At 33.2% G+C, this 19,323-nt stretch carries 17 protein-coding genes and 1 other RNA gene; 7 read left to right on the top strand and 11 right to left on the bottom strand.

The annotated features are described in order from the left end of the window. Positions 1-63: 63 nt before the first annotated feature. Positions 64-618, top strand: coding sequence for a DUF1572 family protein (locus ACXGSQ_RS14985; RefSeq protein ID WP_458626960.1), 555 nt, complete (start codon positions 64-66; stop codon positions 616-618). 164 nt (positions 619-782) lie between these two features. Further along, positions 783-2,159, top strand: a complete 1,377-nt coding sequence (gene lpdA / locus ACXGSQ_RS14990; RefSeq protein ID WP_458626961.1) for a dihydrolipoyl dehydrogenase — start codon at positions 783-785, stop codon at positions 2,157-2,159. Positions 2,160-2,242: 83 nt separating this feature from the next. On the opposite strand, the gene ACXGSQ_RS14995 is transcribed toward lpdA, so the two are convergent. The 6 genes from ACXGSQ_RS14995 to ACXGSQ_RS15020 form a co-directional block, all read right to left on the bottom strand. After that, a complete protein-coding gene (locus ACXGSQ_RS14995) occupies positions 2,243-2,671 on the bottom strand; it encodes a hypothetical protein (protein ID WP_458626962.1) in 429 nt (142 codons plus the stop codon). A 362-nt stretch (positions 2,672-3,033) separates the two neighbouring features. Further along, positions 3,034-3,669 carry a porin family protein gene (locus ACXGSQ_RS15000; protein ID WP_458626963.1) on the bottom strand — a complete coding sequence of 212 codons (636 nt, stop codon included), beginning with the start codon at positions 3,667-3,669 and terminating at the stop codon, positions 3,034-3,036. Positions 3,670-3,850: 181 nt separating this feature from the next. Next, positions 3,851-4,333, bottom strand: a complete 483-nt coding sequence (locus ACXGSQ_RS15005) for an outer membrane beta-barrel protein (RefSeq protein ID WP_458626964.1) — start codon at positions 4,331-4,333, stop codon at positions 3,851-3,853. Positions 4,334-4,393: 60 nt separating this feature from the next. Continuing rightward, positions 4,394-4,816, bottom strand: coding sequence for a type II 3-dehydroquinate dehydratase (locus tag ACXGSQ_RS15010; protein WP_458626965.1), 423 nt, complete (start codon positions 4,814-4,816; stop codon positions 4,394-4,396). Positions 4,817-4,896: 80 nt separating this feature from the next. Continuing rightward, the gene (locus ACXGSQ_RS15015; RefSeq protein ID WP_458626966.1) at positions 4,897-5,445 is read right to left on the bottom strand and encodes a hypothetical protein; all 549 of its coding nucleotides are present in this window, start codon (positions 5,443-5,445) and stop codon (positions 4,897-4,899) included. Between the two features lie 188 nt (positions 5,446-5,633). Continuing rightward, a complete protein-coding gene (locus ACXGSQ_RS15020) occupies positions 5,634-6,218 on the bottom strand; it encodes a porin family protein (RefSeq protein WP_458626967.1) in 585 nt (194 codons plus the stop codon). Between the two features lie 589 nt (positions 6,219-6,807). Between ACXGSQ_RS15020 and xerA the strand changes: the two genes are divergently transcribed. Beyond that, the gene (gene xerA / locus ACXGSQ_RS15025; RefSeq protein WP_458626968.1) at positions 6,808-7,716 is read left to right on the top strand and encodes a site-specific tyrosine recombinase/integron integrase; all 909 of its coding nucleotides are present in this window, start codon (positions 6,808-6,810) and stop codon (positions 7,714-7,716) included. Positions 7,717-7,784: 68 nt separating this feature from the next. Continuing rightward, positions 7,785-8,966: a PAS domain-containing sensor histidine kinase gene (locus tag ACXGSQ_RS15030; RefSeq protein WP_458626969.1), complete on the top strand. Its 1,182-nt coding sequence runs from the start codon at positions 7,785-7,787 to the stop codon at positions 8,964-8,966. Between the two features lie 104 nt (positions 8,967-9,070). Here ACXGSQ_RS15030 and rny read toward each other — a convergent pair whose 3' ends face one another. From rny to ACXGSQ_RS15050, 4 genes are all read right to left on the bottom strand, one after another. Continuing rightward, positions 9,071-10,648, bottom strand: a complete 1,578-nt coding sequence (gene rny, locus ACXGSQ_RS15035) for a ribonuclease Y (RefSeq protein WP_458626970.1) — start codon at positions 10,646-10,648, stop codon at positions 9,071-9,073. A gap of 57 nt (positions 10,649-10,705) precedes the next feature. Next, positions 10,706-10,836, bottom strand: a non-coding RNA gene (ssrS, locus tag ACXGSQ_RS15040) — 6S RNA. A gap of 59 nt (positions 10,837-10,895) precedes the next feature. Next, a complete protein-coding gene (locus ACXGSQ_RS15045; protein ID WP_458626971.1) occupies positions 10,896-11,183 on the bottom strand; it encodes a cell division protein ZapA in 288 nt (95 codons plus the stop codon). A 20-nt stretch (positions 11,184-11,203) separates the two neighbouring features. Then, complete coding sequence (locus ACXGSQ_RS15050) at positions 11,204-11,494, bottom strand: hypothetical protein (protein WP_458626972.1); 291 nt, start codon at positions 11,492-11,494, stop codon at positions 11,204-11,206. A gap of 178 nt (positions 11,495-11,672) precedes the next feature. Here ACXGSQ_RS15050 and ACXGSQ_RS15055 point away from each other — a divergent pair, with 178 nt between their 5' ends. The 3 genes from ACXGSQ_RS15055 (at position 11,673) to ACXGSQ_RS15065 (ending at position 18,055) form a co-directional block, all read left to right on the top strand. Next, positions 11,673-13,361, top strand: a complete 1,689-nt coding sequence (locus ACXGSQ_RS15055) for a M23 family metallopeptidase (protein ID WP_458626973.1) — start codon at positions 11,673-11,675, stop codon at positions 13,359-13,361. A gap of 262 nt (positions 13,362-13,623) precedes the next feature. After that, positions 13,624-16,092: a TonB-dependent receptor gene (locus tag ACXGSQ_RS15060; protein WP_458626974.1), complete on the top strand. Its 2,469-nt coding sequence runs from the start codon at positions 13,624-13,626 to the stop codon at positions 16,090-16,092. Between the two features lie 148 nt (positions 16,093-16,240). Continuing rightward, positions 16,241-18,055 carry a T9SS type A sorting domain-containing protein gene (locus ACXGSQ_RS15065; RefSeq protein WP_458626975.1) on the top strand — a complete coding sequence of 605 codons (1,815 nt, stop codon included), beginning with the start codon at positions 16,241-16,243 and terminating at the stop codon, positions 18,053-18,055. On the opposite strand, the gene ACXGSQ_RS15070 is transcribed toward ACXGSQ_RS15065, so the two are convergent. Further along, positions 18,045-19,199, bottom strand: a complete 1,155-nt coding sequence (locus ACXGSQ_RS15070) for a cysteine desulfurase family protein (RefSeq protein WP_458626976.1) — start codon at positions 19,197-19,199, stop codon at positions 18,045-18,047. The two genes, ACXGSQ_RS15065 and ACXGSQ_RS15070, sit on opposite strands and share 11 nt — an antisense overlap. Between the last annotated feature and the right edge of the window lie 124 nt (positions 19,200-19,323).

Genomic DNA, 19,323 nt, shown 5'->3' on the forward strand with positions numbered 1-19,323 from the left:
TATATCATAACATAGATTATCAGATACTATATCGCTATTTTTATAGAAACTAAATTCTATCTCATGGATCAGTCTTATTTACCTAGTGCTATTAAACAATTTGAATACTACAAATCTCTTGGAGACAAAACCATAGCACAACTGTCTTTTGATGAATTACAAAAGGAGTTTGCTAAAGATTCTAATTCGGTTGCTGTAATTATAAAACATCTTGTGGGCAATATGTTGAGTCGCTGGACCAACTTTTTAACTGAAGATGGTGAAAAAGAATGGAGAAAACGTGACGAAGAATTTATTGCTGATTTTAAGTCGAAAGCAGCTATTTTAACCGCTTGGAATAAAGGTTGGAATTGCCTATTTACGGCTATAAAACCTTTATCTCAAAATGATTTAGAACACATAATCTACATTCGAAATCAAGGCCATTCCGTAACTGAAGCCATCAATAGACAAATGATGCATTACGCCTACCATGTGGGGCAGATGGTATTTATTGGCAAATTGGTAAAGGGTGCGGACTGGGAATCGTTATCTATAGCCAAAGGACAGTCTAAATTTTACAACAACGATAAATTTCAACAAGATAAAATTCGCAAACATTTTACAGACGACCTATAGCTTTTACAGTACAAATCAGGACTATAAATGCTTAATTTCCACTAAAAAAAACACCACAATTGCAGTTGCCTTTTAGAATTTAGAATTTGGGTTTTGTAATTTCTAAATTGTTATTTGAATTTCATACTTTTGTAACTTCAAAAATTCAATTTAAAAACTTACTCATGAGTAAATACGATATTATAGTTTTAGGAAGTGGTCCAGGTGGTTATGTTGCTGCAATTCGCGCTTCACAATTAGGTTTTAAAACAGCCATTATTGAAAAAGAAAGCCTTGGAGGTATCTGCCTAAATTGGGGTTGTATCCCAACAAAAGCGCTTTTAAAATCTGCTCAGGTTTTTGAATACCTTAAACATGCTGACGATTACGGATTAAAAGTTTCTGATTACGATAAAGACTTTGATGCCGTTGTAAAACGTAGTCGTGGTGTTGCCGATGGTATGAGTAATGGCGTTAAATTCTTAATGAAGAAAAATAAGATTGACGTTATTGAAGGTTACGGAACACTTAAAACCGGAAAGAAAATTGACGTCGATGGTAAAGAATATTCTGCTGACCATATTATTATTGCTACAGGAGCACGTTCTCGCGAATTACCAAATTTACCTCAAGATGGTAAAAAAGTAATTGGTTACAGACAAGCGATGAGCTTAGAGAAACAACCTAAGAAAATGATTGTGGTTGGTTCTGGTGCTATTGGTGTTGAGTTTGCTTATTTCTATAACGCTATGGGTACTGAAGTAACGATAGTAGAATATTTAGATAAAATTGTACCTGTTGAAGATAATGACGTTTCTAAACAATTAGAACGTAGCTTTAAGAAAAGTGGTATCAAGATAATGACCTCGGCTGAAGTGACTTCTGTTGATACTTCTGGTACTGGTGTAAAAGCCACTGTAAAAACTAAAAAAGGAGAAGAAGTACTAGAAGCTGATATTTTATTATCAGCTGTTGGTATTAAATCTAACATTGAAAATATCGGTTTAGAAGATGTTGGTATCGCTGTTGATAGAGACAAAATCTTAGTTAACGATTTTTACCAAACTAACATTCCTGGTTATTATGCTATTGGTGATGTTACTCCTGGACAAGCCTTAGCACACGTTGCTTCTGCTGAAGCTATACTTTGTGTAGAAAAAATTGCAGGACAACATGTTGAAGCTTTAGATTACGGAAATATTCCAGGTTGTACGTATTGTACTCCTGAAATTGCATCTGTAGGTTTAACAGAAGAACAAGCCAAAGCAAAAGGTTTAGATATCAAAATTGGTAAATTTCCTTTCTCTGCATCTGGTAAAGCAAGTGCAGGTGGAAACAAAGACGGTTTTGTTAAAGTCATTTTTGATGCCAAATATGGCGAATGGTTAGGCTGCCATATGATTGGTGCTGGTGTAACCGATATGATTGCTGAAGCTGTACTAGGTCGTAAATTAGAAACTACAGGACACGAAGTCTTAAAAACAGTGCATCCTCACCCAACCATGAGTGAAGCCGTTATGGAAGCTGTTGCTGATGCTTATGGTGAAGTGATTCATTTATAATCCCATCCCAAAAAGTAGGAGTTCTTACTCGGATGGTTCAATATATCATAAATGCGATTCAAAATTGAATCGCATTTTTTTGTTTAAAACTTAATTCCGGATTTTAAAATAAAACTAGACTTGTTTCCATAGTTATAATTGTAACCATGACCTGTATTATTTATTTGATAATTAAACCCTGCATTAATAAAAGCATTCTTATTTATATCGTATTGTAAGCCCGTAGATATTGAAACACCTACATCAGAAGACAGACGTTGCTGTACTTTGTAAAAGTCTATTTTAGCACCAGACAGAAGACTCAATTTTTCTGATATCTTCACTTTAAATAGTAAAGGAACCTCTATTAAGCTCGCTTCAGCATTTAAAAATTCAAACTGACTTGCAGTAAAAGAAACATTTTTAGTTAAGAAAATTCCATTAACTGCTAAATCCCAATTTTGTGATGCTAAATCTTCTTGAAAGGTAGCAAATTGTGAGCTCTGCTGTCCAAAACATTGTGAAGTCGACATTAGATAGACGCCTAAAAAAGCAATAAGGCATATCAGGTGTTTTACAGAAGATGTCATGGCGTCAATAGTTATAGTACTATCAAAAATAGCTCATTTTCAATTATATTAAATAACTACTTAGTTATAAATTAGTTAAATAATCTTAATGTTGAAATGGAACTTTAACACCTCTGTTGATCTATTATCGAATAGTGACCTTTCACTTATACTAAAATCGTGTCGTCTACTCCAAAACCTATGATTCTACTTTTACCAAATTAGAAGGATAATATTTCAATTATATTCAAAAGGTTAAGCTATAAAAACAAAAAAAATCCAGAATTAACTGGATCTTTTTTATGCTATTATTCAGAATAACTAGATTAAAACATAAATCCTAGACCAACTTGCAAGACTTCATTTTTACCATCTACATTTTCAAAAAGCGTATCGTCTTTAAAGATGCTTGTTAATCCCATGGTGTAACGTGCGCTTACAAAGAAACCGCTATCAAACTTATACGACGTCCCTACTGCTAAACTTGTGTCGAAATCTTTAACGTAAGAATCGTCTTCATCAATTTCAAAATCACCACCATCTGAGTTCGGCTCCGAATCAAATTCTTCATGGATTTTAAATCCAAATTGAGGACCTGCCTCAACACTTAATCCTTTTATTATATACGCTTTAAATAATAATGGAACTTGGATGTAGTCTAACTGATATTCTACATCTTCACTGGTATTAAAAATTCTATCTTCACTTTGTACAATATCAAAACCTTGACCGGAATAAAATACCTCTGGTTGAAAAGAAATACGTGTTGAAAGTGGAATTTCGGCCACTAAACCAACATTAAAACTTGTTCTTGCATCCACATCCTCAAAATCGTCTCCACTTAGCTTAGAAAAGTTAAGCCCTCCCTTAGCTCCGAGTTGAACTGTTTTTGAATCTGATTGTGCATAAACGGATGTTAATGCAAATAAAAATACTCCTGTAAAAACTATTAAATTTTTCATCATTTTTGTTATTTTATTTGGTTTAAAACAACAAAGCTAACAACGCAAAACGCTCTATACACAAGGCTTAACAGCAGTTTAACTAGTTTTCTATTTTTGTAAAAAAACAATCGGAAAAGTATATAATTTAGGTCAACGCAATCCCGAAAAAGATTGACGCTATCGAAAAAAAATATAGAACTTACAACTTATAACCTAGACCTAAAAATAATCCATTCGGTGTTATCTCTTCAAAACCGATAGTGTATTTCATATGTAAGTCTAAAGATGAAGACATATTATAAGCAAACCCTAAATCTGCTCTTATTTTAAGTTTAGCATTAAAAAAATCGAAGAAATAATTGACACTTGGACCTACGAGAATATTAAAACGGTTGTTGATATAATACTTCAAATATATTGGTGCGTTCAAAAACTTAAAATCTCCTAGTCCAATATAAAGTAATTCGGGTTGTAAATGAAAATCATTTTCTATTTCAAAACTCGCAAAAACACCTGCATAATACCCTAATTGCACATCAGTATTCTCACCAAAATTAGATTCTACAACTTTAAAAAAGGTAAGATTGAGTCCACCTTTAATACCAACATCGGTTTGCGCATGAAGGTTTAGAGAACTACAAATGGTGATAAAAACTAAAACAACTAGACTTCGCGTTTTCATCTTAAAAGTATTAACCTTTCACATTAAAGAAACCTTTTCATTAAACACGATCTAAGCGTTTTAGTTTGAAATAAAACTTTCAATTGCCAAATCATAACTCTGCAAACCAAAACCTAAAATAACACCTTTCGCATTTGCAGAAATATAGGATTGATGTCTAATAGACGCTCTAGAAAACGTATTAGAAATATGCACTTCTACAACAGGTGTTTCAATTGCTTTTACCGCATCTCCAATACCTACAGAGGTATGTGTATAAGCGGCAGCATTAAGAATAATACCGTCATAAGAAAAACCAACCTCTTGTAATTTACTAATAAGCTCTCCTTCTATATTAGATTGGTAATACTGAATTTTGACTTTAGGGAATTTTGATTTTAAGACTTCAAGATAGTCTTCAAATGTTTGATGTCCATAAATCTCAGGTTCGCGCTTACCTAAGAGATTCAAATTAGGACCGTTAATAATAATAAGTTCCTTCATCCTGTAAATATATTAAATTATGCGCATAAAAAAACCGAAGCTAATCCTTCGGTTTTTTTATTTTTAAACTATTGTAAGTTCTAGAAATGTAAAGCAAAACCAACATTAAATTGAAGGACCCCTTCATCGGTATAATCTTCGTTTAAAGAGACATTGTATCTTAGACCTGGTTCAATAGAAACGTTATCGCTAATAAACCATGCATACCCTGCACCTACACCTAACCATAATGGTGTTTCGCCTGCATAGTTTTCAGCGCCATCACCTGAAGCCCCTGTTAAATCTACAGTTACAGGAATCATGCTGTTAAAGTAGTACTTTGCCCCTAAACGGTAAGAAAAGGAACTTGTAGAATCACCTTCATCAGGGCTAAAGCCACCATAACCTAAACCCGCTTTAATAGCAAGATCATCCATAATAAAATAGCCACCATCTAAACCGATATTGTAGCTAGAACTACCATCGCTCGTTGAGAAATAAAGTCCGGTAGTCCCTAACATTTGATTACCTGTATTGGCCTCAATTAACCATTTACCTTCCGATGTTTGTCCACCTGAAGTATCGTCTTGAGCATTTACATTTGTGAATCCGAAAACTGCGAGTGCAGCCATTAACATTAATTTTTTCATGATATATAATTTTTAATATTTAAGTTTTGGACATTATGCCAAATTCGTTGATACAAAATTATAGCTATTAAACAATAGGATTAATGACGTGGATCATTTTGAATTAGTTTTTATAATCCTAAAAAAATGGCATAAAAAAAACCGAAGCTAACGCTTCGGTTTTTTTTATATAGTAAATTTTGTATTCACTAGAATTTGTATACGATACCAAAGTTGATATCAGATAAATCGATGTTTAATCCAAAATCATTTGTTGCATCATCAGCACCATCAACTTTAGTACTTTCGTAAGATAAAGCACCTACTGAAGCTCTTAAAGCAAATTTATCTGAAACAAAATAATGTACACCTGGTGCAACAGTAAATCCAAAAGAATCTACTTTTGTTTCATCAAAACCATCTGGCTCTACTTTGCTATTTTTGTAATCGAAACCAGCACCAACAGTAAATGAAAATTGACTAGCAGGAGTAAAGAAATAAGTTGCACCTAAACCAGCACCTAAATCTGTAGTTTTAGTATCGAATTCGTCTTCACCAGAACCAATCATAAGATTAACTTCTAAAGCAATGTTTTCAGAAATAAAATAACCTACAGATGGAGAAAAGTTTAAATCGTTACTTTTAGCATCACCAGTTTTAGAACTGTTAAAACCAACAGAACCACTAACAAAAAGGTCTCCTTGTTCAAAACCACCTGTTGCTGCTTCATCTTGTGCACTTACATTTGTAAATCCTAATACTGCAACTGCAGCTGTAAATAATAATTTTTTCATAATTTTAGTTTAAATTTGATTATTAATTGGTTCGCAAATGTAGACTTTAGTTCCATAGTTGAAATTCTATTTGTGTTAAAATTTAGTGCATTTCATCGATATTAACCGCACTTAAACCGTTAAACGTGTTGATCACCTCATTTTAAAATATCAAAAACACTAATACAGAACAATTAATAAGCTAAAGTTAACCGATAATTAACCTTAGCTTTATAATACTTATAGCGTGTTCTTTCGACAAAAAAAGAGAGGCATATTGCGTCTCTTTGATATTTAAATAGTTAAACTTATAATCCAAACTCAACTCCCAAAGAAATTGTATCAAAAGAACCTCTATCTGTACTCACACCTTTATATGTCTGAACCATATCAAGGCTTTCATTAATTTTACATAGTACTCTTGGCATTACATAACCTCCAAAACTAATTTCATCAAAATGATTAAGTTTAAAAATGACTACTACAAACTATAGCGCTTCTAGTCTCATATTAAAATGTCCCAGCATTGTTAATTTAGTATTACAACAAAAAACTAAGACAAAATACACCCTTCTATACCTTTATATACCATAAATCACTATTTTTAACCATGAATTGGGAGCAAGCTATTACGGATTACACACATTATCTTAAAATAGAACGCGGGCTATCTCATAACTCTATTGAAAATTATAGTTATGATATTAAAAAGCTCGTATGCTATACTGAAGTTTATAGCATTAAAGATTCACCCATAAATATTGACACCAATACTGTTAAAGATTTTATTTATTCTGTTTCCAAAACACTTAATCCACGATCGCAAGCCCGTTTAATTTCTGGACTTCGTAATTTTTTTGATTATCTTATTTTTGAAAACTACCGAACAACCAATCCTTTAGATTTAATAGAATCTCCAAGAATTGGCAGAAAACTACCAGATACGTTATCGATTTCTGATATTGACAATTTAATTAAAGCTATAGATTTAAGTCATCTATATAATGGAGTCAATTTAGGCGAACGGAATAGAACTATTATCGAAACCTTATATAGTTGTGGTTTGCGTGTAAGTGAATTAATAGAATTAAAAGTATCAGATTTATTTTTTGAAGAAGGCTTTATTAAAGTTACTGGAAAAGGAGACAAACAACGTTTTGTGCCTATTGGAGAAACCACTCAAAAATTCATTAACATTTGGATAGGTATAAGAAACCACATAGATGTGCAACCTAATTCTAAAGACATTCTCTTTTTAAATCACAAAGGAGGAAAACTAACGCGAGCCATGATTTTTACAATTATAAAGCAACTCGTAGAAAAAACTGGTTTAAATAAAAAGGTATCTCCGCACACCTTTAGACATTCCTTTGCAACCCACTTATTAGAAAACGGTGCAGACCTTAGAGCTATACAAATGATGCTTGGCCATGAAAGTATTACCACAACTGAAATATATATGCATGTTGATCGTTCTCATTTAAGCGACATTTTAAATAAGTTTCACCCAAGAACATAGTGCAAAAAAACATCACTATTTTTGTGACTTACAGATTGTTTTTGTGTCTTAAAAAAAAGAGAAAAAGAATGAAACTCCCTAGCATAAGCTTAAAAAATTACAGGTCAGGCTTTTATAAAAACGACGACACCACACAATCTACACTCGAAGAAGAGAAGCACAAAATTGCATTAGAACTTTCTAATGTTGGTCTTTGGGATTGGAATATTACGACCAATAAGGTCTTCTACTCTAAAGAATCTAAACAAATTATTGGATATTCTGATAGCGAGTTAAAAAACACCTCTAAGTTCTGGGATGATAAAGTCCATTTGGATGACAAGGACACTTACTACAGTGAATTTAATTCCTTGTTAAAAGGCCATATCGAATTGTACCAAAATGAATATAGAATTCAATGTAAAAATGGCAGCTATAAATGGATCTTAGATAAAGCCAAAGTTGTAAAACGAGATTCTAAAGGGAAGCCTTGTCATATTATTGGTACACATACAGATATAACCAATTCTAAAGACAAGGAAGCACAACTAAAAAACAACCTGCAACTCATAACTAGCCAAAACAAACGCTTATACAGTTTTACGCATATTGTTTCTCATAATTTAAAAACGCATATTGGGAATCTTAAAAACCTATTAGAGTTTTATGATGAAGCAACTTCTGAAACTGAAAAAACAGAACTTATTAATCATTTAAAATCCATATCAAAATCTTTAACAACAACTATTGTTGATCTTGATGATATTGTAAGTATAAAATCTAAAATCAATATCAATCAACTCAATGAACGCGTTGATCTGCATGATTTTACAAATAAGATAATTGAAAGTTTAAAAATAGACAGCGAAAAACAAGGTGTTACTATACACAATGCTTTAAGAAAAGATGAATCCATGCTAACTAATAGATCTTATTTAGAAAGTGTGCTATATAATCTAATTTCTAATGGTATTAAGTATGCTGATCCCAATAAAAAATCTCAAATTGTCATTCAATCTATTCATTCAAAGGATACAATTAAGATTTTAATTTCTGATAATGGTATTGGTATTGACATGAAGACATATAAAGATCAAATATTTCAAATGTATAAAACCTTTCATGGCACAGAACGCTCAGATTCTAGAGGTATTGGTCTTTATATCACAAAGACGCAAGTAGAAGCTTTACAAGGAGAGATTTTAGTGGAAAGTACACTCAACGAGGGTACTGCTTTTTCTATTACCTTTAAAAAGCAAAAAGCACTTTAATTAATACCTCACTAACGATTCTATATGATATCGTAGTTATTTTAAAATAAGGCATAAAAAAATCCGGTGATATACCGGATTTTTTATTTTATATATACTTAAGATTACTTTGCAATATTTACTGCTCTCGTTTCTCTAATCACAGTAACTTTAACTTGTCCTGGATAGGTCATATCCGTTTGAATCTTTTGAGAAATCTCAAAGGATAAACTTGCTGCTCTGTCATCAGTTACTTTTTCGCTTTCTACAATAACACGTAATTCTCTACCTGCTTGTATAGCATAAGCTTTCTTTACACCTGTAAATCCAAAGGCTACATCTTCTAAATCCTTTAATCTTTGGATGTAAGAATCTAAAACCTGACGTCTTGCCCCTGGTCTTGCTCCAGAAATAGCATCACACACTTGAATAATTGGCGCTAATAATGTGGTCATTTCAATCTCGTCGTGGTGAGCTCCAATAGCATTACAAACCTCTGGTTTTTCACCATGCTTCTCCGCCCATTGCATTCCTAAAATAGCGTGTGGAGTTTCAACATCTGTTTCAGATGATGGTACTTTTCCGATATCGTGCAATAACCCTGCACGTTTTGCTAACTTAGGATTTAAACCTAATTCTGCAGCCATTACGCCACAAAGTTTAGCAACTTCACGCGAGTGTTGTAATAAGTTTTGTCCGTAAGACGAACGGTACTTCATACGACCAACCATTTTAATTAATTCAGGATGTAAACCATGAATTCCTAAATCGATAACCGTACGTTTACCAACTTCAATAATTTCTTGTTCTATTTGTTTTTCAGTTTTCTTAACGATTTCTTCAATTCGCGCAGGGTGTATTCTTCCATCCGTTACTAATTTGTGTAATGATAAACGTGCAATTTCACGTCTTACAGAATCAAAACACGATAAGATAATAGCTTCTGGTGTATCATCAACAATAATTTCAACACCTGTAGCAGCTTCAATAGCTCTAATATTTCGACCTTCTCTACCTATAATTCTACCTTTAACATCATCAGATTCAATATTAAAAACAGAGACACAGTTATCTACCGCTTCTTCTGTACCGATACGTTGAATGGTATTAATAATAATTTTCTTAGCCTCTTGTTGTGCTGTTAACTTAGCTTCTTCAATATGGTCTTGTATAAAGGCCATAGCATCCGTTTTCGCTTCTTCTTTAAGAGACTCTATTAATTGTTCTTTTGCTTCTTCGGCAGACAAAGACGAAATCACTTCCAATTGCTTCACTTGGTTTTTGTGCGCCTTTTCTATTTCCTCTTGTTTCTTATCTAGAAATTCGAGTCTAAAGTCGTAATCCTTAATTTTATCTTCAAGCGCTTGATTGGCTTTTTTAGATTTAGATAGTTCATTAGAAACATGCGATTCTTTATCTCTAATGCGCTTTTCTGCTTCTGCCATTTTTTTGTCACGAGAAAAAATTACTTTTTCGTGTTCTGATTTTAGCTCAATAAATTTTTCTTTAGCCTGTAGAATTTTATCTTTTTTAATAGATTCTCCATCTAATTTTGCTTGTTTTAAAATCGATTGAGATTCACTTTCTGCATTTGCAATTATTTTTGAAGCTTTTCCTTTTTCTAAAGATTTAGCTATAATATATCCTAGTATTACTCCTATTACTACTCCCCCAACAATATATAAAATTGTGTTCGTGTCCATGTTTATTATTTAGTTTTAGTGTATAAAAAAAGCCTACATCAGTTATCGGTTTTGTATAAACTCCTTAAAAACAAGTTTAGGGCTAACAAGCTGATCAAAAATCTGTCTAAGATACTGAAACGAGTTCAGCACTAACAGCACGATTTTACAACTAAAACTCACCCTTTTTAAAGAATTGATCGTTGAGTTTATCAAAAAATGTAACTAATGTAGGCAGTAACCTTATGTATTTTAAAGAACGTACGAGTTAAATATGCTGATTTAAAAGTTCGTTTAAAGCTTCTAACTTTTCCTGAACCTCTTCATTAACATACTCTTTATCTATTGACTTTTGCTCTACTTGAGCGGCAAATTGCAAGGCACACATGGCCAAAACATCTTGCTTATCTCTTACAGAATAATTCTGCTCAAATTGTCCAATCATAGCCTCAATTTTTTTTGAGGCCTTACGTAAACCTTCTTCCTGACTTGGATTTATCGTCAACGGATAAACTCTATTTGCAATAGAAAGTTTAATTTTTAATTGTTCTGACATTATAATCTAAATTTACAATATTATTCTGATAATTGTCCTATACAATGGTCAATATCTCTAATAAGTGCATTTATTTTGAGCTTCGTTTCTCGTTTATTTTCGTCACTACCAAGCATCGAATTTGCTATTTTGAGTGTATCATGTTTTTCTACCCAGGCAGAAATTTCTTCTTGCTGTTCTAAAAGCCTTTGTTGCTGCTGTTCTATTTGAGCTGAGAGTTTAGCGTTGGTTTGTTTCAAAACCTCTTGCTTATGTAAAATCTTACTGATTTTATTCTCTAACGCATCAACAATGTCTTCTATTTTACTCATTAAGGCAATTCAATACTATTGAAACAAAGTTAACATACCAAATGAAAAAATACAATTCTTTTACATTTATTTTTTAATAATATAAGTTCAACCCAATTAAACCGTTAATAAAAATAATACGGTTTTAGAATTTGCAAATCGTAATCAAATTGATATTTTAGCTGTAATAGTTGATTTTATGAAACAATTTTTGATCCTTTTTTTAATAACATGTTCAGTATATGGACAATCTGAATATCCTCAAGATTACTTTAGATCTCCTTTAGACATTCCATTGGTGCTTTCGGGCACATTTGGTGAATTAAGATCTACTCATTTTCACGGTGGATTAGATATAAAAACACAACAAAGAGAAGGTTTAAGAGTCTATGCGGCTGCAGAAGGCTACATCAGTAGGATAAAAATCTCTCATTTTGGTTACGGAAAAGCCATCTATATTACACATCCTAATGGTTATACCACCGTTTACGGTCATCTTCAAAAATTTTCTAAACGTTTAGAAAACTATATTAAACAATGCCAGTATGATAAAGAGAGTTATGAAGTAGAAGTGTTTCCTCATAGTGAAGAACTCTTAGTTGAACCTGATGAAATCATTGCCTTTTCTGGGAATACAGGAGGATCTGGTGGTCCGCATTTGCATTTTGAAATAAGAGACAATGAAGAACGACCATTGAATCCCTTACTATTTGGTTTAGAAGTTAAAGATTCTAAGGCGCCATTTGTATCTGCCGTGTTTGCCTATCCTAAAGATGACAATGCGACCATTAATGGAAAAAATGAACGTGTCCCATTACGATTAATTCCTCAAAAAACAGGAGACTACGAAGTTGAAGAAATCAAAGCCTATGGTAATATTGGTTTTGGTGTGACCTCTTATGACAAACAAGATTTAGCTCCTAACACCAATGGAGTCAGCAATATTCAAACCTTTTTTAATGGGAATAAAAGCTTAGAAATAGATTTTAAACGTATTAGTTTTGAAGAAACTAAACATATAAAACGTTTAGTCGATTATGAGTATTACATCAGTAAAAAATCTAGAATTCAAAAACTATTTATTGAAAAGAACAATCCTTTAAGTATCTATAAAGATGCGTATGACAATGGTTATGTTTCAATAAAAGACAGCACCTCTTCGGTATATAAGGTAAGAATAAGAGATTACCACCAAAATGAAACTTGGGTCATTATACCCATAAATGGAGAATTTGAAACAATTAAAAGAGACCATAGTATTGAAACATCTCAAAAATCTCTTGTTTATAGTGATAAAGCAACACACCTAAGCTCTGGGAATATTTCAGTTGACTTCTACAAAAACACATTATATGACGATTCTTATATTGATTTTAAAGTCAGCTCAGACACACTGTTTTTAGGCGAAGATAGGATTGCTATGCAGAAGAATTTCTATATTAATTATGATTTAAGCCATTTTAAATCAGAACACCAAGACAAACTTTATGTGGCACGCTTTTACGGAAATTATAAAAAACCGTATTATGTTTCTACCACACGAAAAGGCCATATTTTAACAGCTAAAACTAAAGCTCTTGGCACCTATGCTTTAGCCATAGACAACACTCCTCCGGTTATTACACCTGTTAATTTTAAGGATAAAAAATGGATAAGCAATTATCGCTATCTTAAAGTTAAAATTGACGATGAGTTAACAGGTATCAGTAAATACCGAGCTACCGTTAATGGACAGTGGATTTTAATGGAATACGATTATAAAACAAAGACCCTAACACACGATTTTAATGATAATATCGTTAAAGACACTAAAAACGAATTAAAAATAATTGTAACAGATAATGTGGGAAATAGTTCTACATTTGAAGCAACGTTTTTTAGAAAATAAATAAAAAAATAGATTTAAGACCGCTTTACTTTTAGAATCAAGAAGTAAGACGCATTGTGTTCCTATCAAAATTTAGGTTTAGATTTATAGTTTTAATAAAAAATAAAATTATAATCTAAAAAAGTTTCTTCTATAAATTATCCCCTTTAGGGGACATTAGGGGTGTTTTTTTTAGGACAAAGTAAAATATAATAACAACCATAATATATAAGATTGAAATATAAACTCTAATTTCAACTTAACTAAAAAAAATCAGAACCATTTGAAACGCTTACATTATATAGTCTTAATAAGCTTACTGTTTAGTTTGCTTTCCTTTTCGCAATCCGCAATTATTAGAGGTGTTATATTAGATGAAGGTAATTTACCTATTGAAGGAGTTAACATAAAAGCGAGTACAGGCGAAGGTACCGCAACCAATAGTAATGGGTTTTATGAACTTAAAATTCCTTTTGGTTCTGAAGTAACCATAATTTTTACACACGTTTCACACAAACGCGTCCAACAAAAGTTTAACCTTAAAAATGGCCAAGAGATTGAGTACAATCCGGTAATGCTCATTGAGGTTGAACAAATTGCCACGGTTGTTATTAATACAAATACCAGACAATCTGTTGATGGAGTTACCTCAATTTCTCCACAAATGATTAGAACCATAAAAGGAGCACAACCTGGAGTTGAGAATATTCTAAAAACCTTACCTGGTGTTAATATTTCTAATGAATTAAGCACACAATACTCTGTAAGAGGCGGTAATTTTGATGAAAACCTCGTTTACGTTAACGAAATTGAAGTGTACAGACCATTTTTAATTCGTTCGGGTAATCAGGAAGGTTTGAGTTTTGTAAATACCGATATGGTTCATAATGTTGATTTTTCAGCTGGTGGATTTCAAGCGAAGTATGGAGATAAACTATCCTCTGTTTTAGATATTACCTATCGTAATCCTGTTAATTTTGGAATAAGAGCTGATTTAAGTTTACTTGGAGGAAGCCTTACAGCAGAAACCGTTTCTAAAGATGGTAAATTTTCTGGTATTGCAGGTGTACGCTATAGAGACAATAGTTTATTGTTAAACAGTTTAGAAACAGAAGGCAATGTAGAACCTGTCTTTGCAGATGCGCAAACCTATTTAACCTATCGCTTTTCTAGTAAGTTTCATTTAAACTTTTTGGGAAATATCTCTTCAAACAAATACAACTTTCAACCTCAAAATCGACAAACTAATTTTGGAACGTTACAAGATCCTGTGGCATTGTTAGTGTTTTATGATGGTCAAGAGAAAGACGAATACCAAACTTATTTTGGAGCCTTTAAAGCTAATTATTTTGCTAGTGATGACCTCACGCTCAAACTTGTTGCTTCGGCTTACCATACTACAGAACAAGAGTACTTCGACATTTTAGCACAATACCGTTTAGGTGAAGTTAATACGAATATTGGAGATGAAAATCTGGGGGAAGTGGAATTTAGTGAAGGTATTGGTAGTCAACTCACCCATGCTCGTAACGATTTAGATGCCTTCATTATTAATGCCGAACACCGAGGAGATTATAAAATTGACGATGAAAGTACTGTAGAATGGTCTGTAAAATACACCCATGAAGATATTAGAGATCGTTTGGTAGAATATGAAGTTATTGATTCTGCTGGTTTTTCAATACGACCTCCTCGATTTAGTGAACCTAACACACAACCTTATGATCCTTTTTCAGGACCATTAGCTGCCTTTGAAAATACGAGAGCAACGAATCGTGTACAAATCAATAGATTTCAAGCCTTTGTGCAATACAGCAAACGAACCGATTGGAATGGTAATGAGGTATTTTATAATGCTGGTGTTCGAACACATAGTTGGACGGTAAATGGAGATGGGATTACAGATAATAAAATACAAACGGTGATTAGTCCAAGAGCACAATTTGCCATTAAACCTAACTGGGAAAAAGATATGCTCTTTAGAGTTGCTGCAGGTTTGTACTACCAACCTCCATTTTATAGAGAATTAAGAGATTCTGAAGGTACCGTGCAACCTAACGTAAAAGCGCAAAAATCGTTTCATGTAGTATTAGGAAACGAATATAGTTTTGAACTATGGGACCGACCATTTAAATTGGTTAGCGAAGCCTATTATAAAGGGATGACAGATGTTAATCCTTATACATTAGAGAATGTTAGAATTCGCTACAGTGCAGATAATAATGCTAAAGCCTATGCTTATGGTTTAGATTTAAGGCTTAATGGAGAGTTTGTACCAGGAACAGAATCTTGGTTTAGCTTTGGTTATTTAAAAACGGAAGAAAACATTGATAATCGTGGTTATATTGCAAGACCAACGGATCAGCGTTTAAAATTTGGAGCATTATTTCAGGATTACGTGCCTAACATGCCAGATTTAAAAATGTATTTGAATTTAGTCTACAACACAGGAGTACCTGGCGGATCACCTAGTTATGCCGATCCTTATAATTATCAATTGAGACTGCGTGATTATAGACGTGCCGATTTGGGGATTTCATACGAGATAATTAATCCAGAAAAAACATACAATTCTAAATGGAAAGAAGCCTTTAGAGAATTATCTATCGGCTTTGAAATCTATAATATGTTTAATAACCAAAACTCTATTACGAATACTTGGGTGAGAGATGTTTATAGTAAAAACCAATATGCTATTCCAAATTATTTAACACCTCGTGTTTTTAATGTAAGATTGTCTGCTCGTTTTTAGATTATACGCTTGTTTTAGAGCGAAATGAGTATGCTTTTAGATGAATTCAGCAAAACAAAATCATTTTATTTACTTAAATTTGATGAACTAAAGCTTTTAGAAGACTCTAGACTGCGCTTTTTAAACTTTAGTTCAAAAATTAAGAATTATGAAACTTTCCCTCAGTTCATTTCTGCTCCTTTGCTGTAGCATTTCTTTTGCTCAACTTAGTGTTCAAAATGACGCCTATCTCTTTGTAAAAGACCAACAAGTATATGTTACAGATGCTGTTAATATTGATGATGCCAATTCTAAAATATACCTAAGAGATGAAGCTCAGTTGCTTCAAGGTGATGGAACTACTGGTAATTCTGGTTTGGGTCAATTAAGTGTCTACCAAACGGGAACCGTAAACCAATGGAGTTATAATTATTGGTGTTCGCCTGTTGGAAATAATTCAGCCGCTTTTGGAAATGAAGATGCACGCGTTAATTTAATTGATGATGCTACAGGAATAATCTCTAGTGCTGATGCTTTATTTACCTCTAGTTATGATGGCTCTTCTAGCCCATTAACTATAGCTCAACGTTGGTTATGGACGTATCAAACATCCGATCAATATCTCGATTGGGTTTTTGTTGGTTCTACTGGCAATATCAAACCAGGTCTTGGTTTTACAATGAAAGGCAATGGAACGGGTTTAACAGGTAGCCAATTATATGATTTTAGAGGCAAACCAAATAATGGCACTATTACGAATGATGTTGCAAATGGCTTAAATACTTTAGTCGGCAATCCGTATCCTAGTGCTATGGATGCTGCTGCATTCATTCATGATGCAGATAACCAAGCATCAATTAATGGCACACTACAATTCTGGGAACAAGATGGTAATGTGCCCTCGCATGTATTACAAGATTATATTGGAGGGTACTCTTTATTTACAATAGATGCTGCTGGTGCAATTATAACTAGCACTCCTGCTGTTTTCTTTACTTATGACGAGCAGGATAATGGACCATTTCCTTTACCACCTGGTCCAGGAGGCTCTGGAACAAAACTAGCCTCACGCTATATACCAATCGGGCAAGGCTTTATGGTTGAAGGTATAGCAGGCACACCTAGTGTTCCGGCAAAAGTATATGCAAGAAACTCACATCGTACGTTTGCAAAAGAATCTGATGGTGATAGTTATTTTTTTAGAAGCAACTCGAATGATTCTAATACTTCTGAAACGACTGAACCCTCAGGAATTCAATACCAAGACAATGGCCTCTCTATTATACCTGAAGATTATAAGCGCTTTAGAATTAATGTCGATTTTATTGATGATGCATCACAATACACAAGGCAATTGATTTTGAATTTTCATGATTCTGCAACTGCCGGATTTGATTATGGATTAGAATTAATCCGAACAGAAAGCTATAACTCAGACGCCTATTTTTCTTTAGATGACAAGGTGTATTCTGGTCAGGCGTTTCCATTTGAAGACGCATTAGTAATTCCTGTAGTTATTAATATTGAGCAACAGCAGCCGTTACGCTTTAGAATTTTTGACATTCAGAATTTTGATGATTCTCAAGGGATTTACATTCATGATAACAACACTGATTCTTATACTAACTTAAGGAATTTAGATTATGAATTAAATATTGAACCAGGAAGCTATACCGATCGTTTTGAAATTGTATTTACAACAGAAAACACTCTAGGTATTGATGAGTTTGATGTCACATCTTTAAATATTCTACAAGATAATAGCAAACATCAACTGATGGTACAAAACCCAAATAGCTTAGATGTTAAAACTATTGAAATAGTTGATATTACTGGTAAGCGTATATTACAGTCTAACTTTGATGGTATTGAAAACGAGTATGATATTTCTACGTTGCGATTAAGCGATGGTGTTTATGTTGTTAATGTTTCAACTCAAACAAACACAGTTGGAAAGTCTCAAAAAATCATTATTAAGAACTAACTCCAATTACAAATTCTTTTAAAACACTGACCACATAGTCCAATTCTTCTTTTGTATTATATATACTGAAAGAAAAACGGACAGAAGGTTGTTTTAATTTCTCATCATTTAAAATTGCCGATAACACGTGTGATTGTTGACTGCTTCCACTTTGGCAAGCACTTCCTTTTGAACATGCAATCCCTTTTAAATCGAGTTGAAACTGTAACATCGGAGCTTTTGCTGGCGCAATAGGCAAACAGACATTAACTAAGGTGTATGTGCTATTTTCTGAAGCCTCACAACAACCGTTAAAGCTAACCTTAGGTAAATGACTTTTTAGTTCTTCAATAAAATAGTCCTTTAAACCTAAAACGTATGTCTTATCAGTTTCAAGATTGGTATAGGCTATTTTTAGGGCTTCATCCATACCTACAATATTGTGCGTCGCTTCTGTACCAGCTCTATAACCGCGTTCTTGTTCTCCACCAAAAATCAACGGTTTTAAACCTGATTCTTTTCGTATAAAACAAAATCCAACCCCCTTTGGTCCATGAAACTTATGCGCACTCGCCGCCATAAAATCAACTTGAATATCTTTCAAATCTATTTTGTAATGCCCCACAGACTGCACCATATCCGAATGAAACAAGGCTTTATATGTTATACAAAGATGGGCTACTTTTGAAAGATCTAAAACATTACCAACTTCATTATTCACATGCATTAAGCTTACTAATGGCTTGCTCGCAGATTGCAATAATTCCTCTAAATGTATGAAATTTACGAGACCACAATCGTCTAAATCCACGTAGCGTATGTCTATGTTGTATTCTTTTTGTAGTTGTTCTGCTGTATGCAAAACGGCATGATGCTCAATTTTAGACGTAATTATTTCGGTAACACCTAAATCTCTTACAGCGCTTCGCATCGCCAAATTATCAGCTTCTGTGCCTCCAGATGTAAAAACAATCTCTGAAGCCGAAACATTAAAATAAGAAGCAATATTTTTTCTACACTGTTCTAAAAGCGCTTTTGACGAGCGCCCAAAACTATGTGTAGACGATGCATTTCCATAACTTTCGTTTAAGACTTGCGTCATACGCTCAACAACTTCTGGTCGTAAAGCTGTGGTTGCTGCGTTATCTAAATATACTGAGGTCATATGTTTTTATTATTGTTTCATAGCCATACTTCGGCTTCAAGAGACGCAAACAAGTCTTTCATTTCAAATCATTTCTTTGAATGATATAATTTTAAACATGCCGATTTCCTGATACAAAAATATT

The sequence above is a fragment of the Winogradskyella sp. PC D3.3 genome (assembly GCF_054366245.1).

Bases quoted from the DNA above. Each gene is read 5' to 3' on its own strand.
- ACXGSQ_RS14985 (WP_458626960.1), top strand. From the start codon at position 64: ATGGATCAGTCTTATTTACCTAGTGCTATTAAACAATTTGAATACTAC.
- lpdA (WP_458626961.1), top strand. From the start codon at position 783: ATGAGTAAATACGATATTATAGTTTTAGGAAGTGGTCCAGGTGGTTAT.
- ACXGSQ_RS14995 (WP_458626962.1), bottom strand. From the start codon at position 2,671: ATGTCGACTTCACAATGTTTTGGACAGCAGAGCTCACAATTTGCTACC.
- ACXGSQ_RS15000 (WP_458626963.1), bottom strand. From the start codon at position 3,669: ATGAAAAATTTAATAGTTTTTACAGGAGTATTTTTATTTGCATTAACA.
- ACXGSQ_RS15005 (WP_458626964.1), bottom strand. From the start codon at position 4,333: ATGAAAACGCGAAGTCTAGTTGTTTTAGTTTTTATCACCATTTGTAGT.
- ACXGSQ_RS15010 (WP_458626965.1), bottom strand. From the start codon at position 4,816: ATGAAGGAACTTATTATTATTAACGGTCCTAATTTGAATCTCTTAGGT.
- ACXGSQ_RS15015 (WP_458626966.1), bottom strand. From the start codon at position 5,445: ATGAAAAAATTAATGTTAATGGCTGCACTCGCAGTTTTCGGATTCACA.
- ACXGSQ_RS15020 (WP_458626967.1), bottom strand. From the start codon at position 6,218: ATGAAAAAATTATTATTTACAGCTGCAGTTGCAGTATTAGGATTTACA.
- xerA (WP_458626968.1), top strand. From the start codon at position 6,808: ATGAATTGGGAGCAAGCTATTACGGATTACACACATTATCTTAAAATA.
- ACXGSQ_RS15030 (WP_458626969.1), top strand. From the start codon at position 7,785: ATGAAACTCCCTAGCATAAGCTTAAAAAATTACAGGTCAGGCTTTTAT.
- rny (WP_458626970.1), bottom strand. From the start codon at position 10,648: ATGGACACGAACACAATTTTATATATTGTTGGGGGAGTAGTAATAGGA.
- ACXGSQ_RS15045 (WP_458626971.1), bottom strand. From the start codon at position 11,183: ATGTCAGAACAATTAAAAATTAAACTTTCTATTGCAAATAGAGTTTAT.
- ACXGSQ_RS15050 (WP_458626972.1), bottom strand. From the start codon at position 11,494: ATGAGTAAAATAGAAGACATTGTTGATGCGTTAGAGAATAAAATCAGT.
- ACXGSQ_RS15055 (WP_458626973.1), top strand. From the start codon at position 11,673: ATGAAACAATTTTTGATCCTTTTTTTAATAACATGTTCAGTATATGGA.
- ACXGSQ_RS15065 (WP_458626975.1), top strand. From the start codon at position 16,241: ATGAAACTTTCCCTCAGTTCATTTCTGCTCCTTTGCTGTAGCATTTCT.
- ACXGSQ_RS15070 (WP_458626976.1), bottom strand. From the start codon at position 19,199: ATGACCTCAGTATATTTAGATAACGCAGCAACCACAGCTTTACGACCA.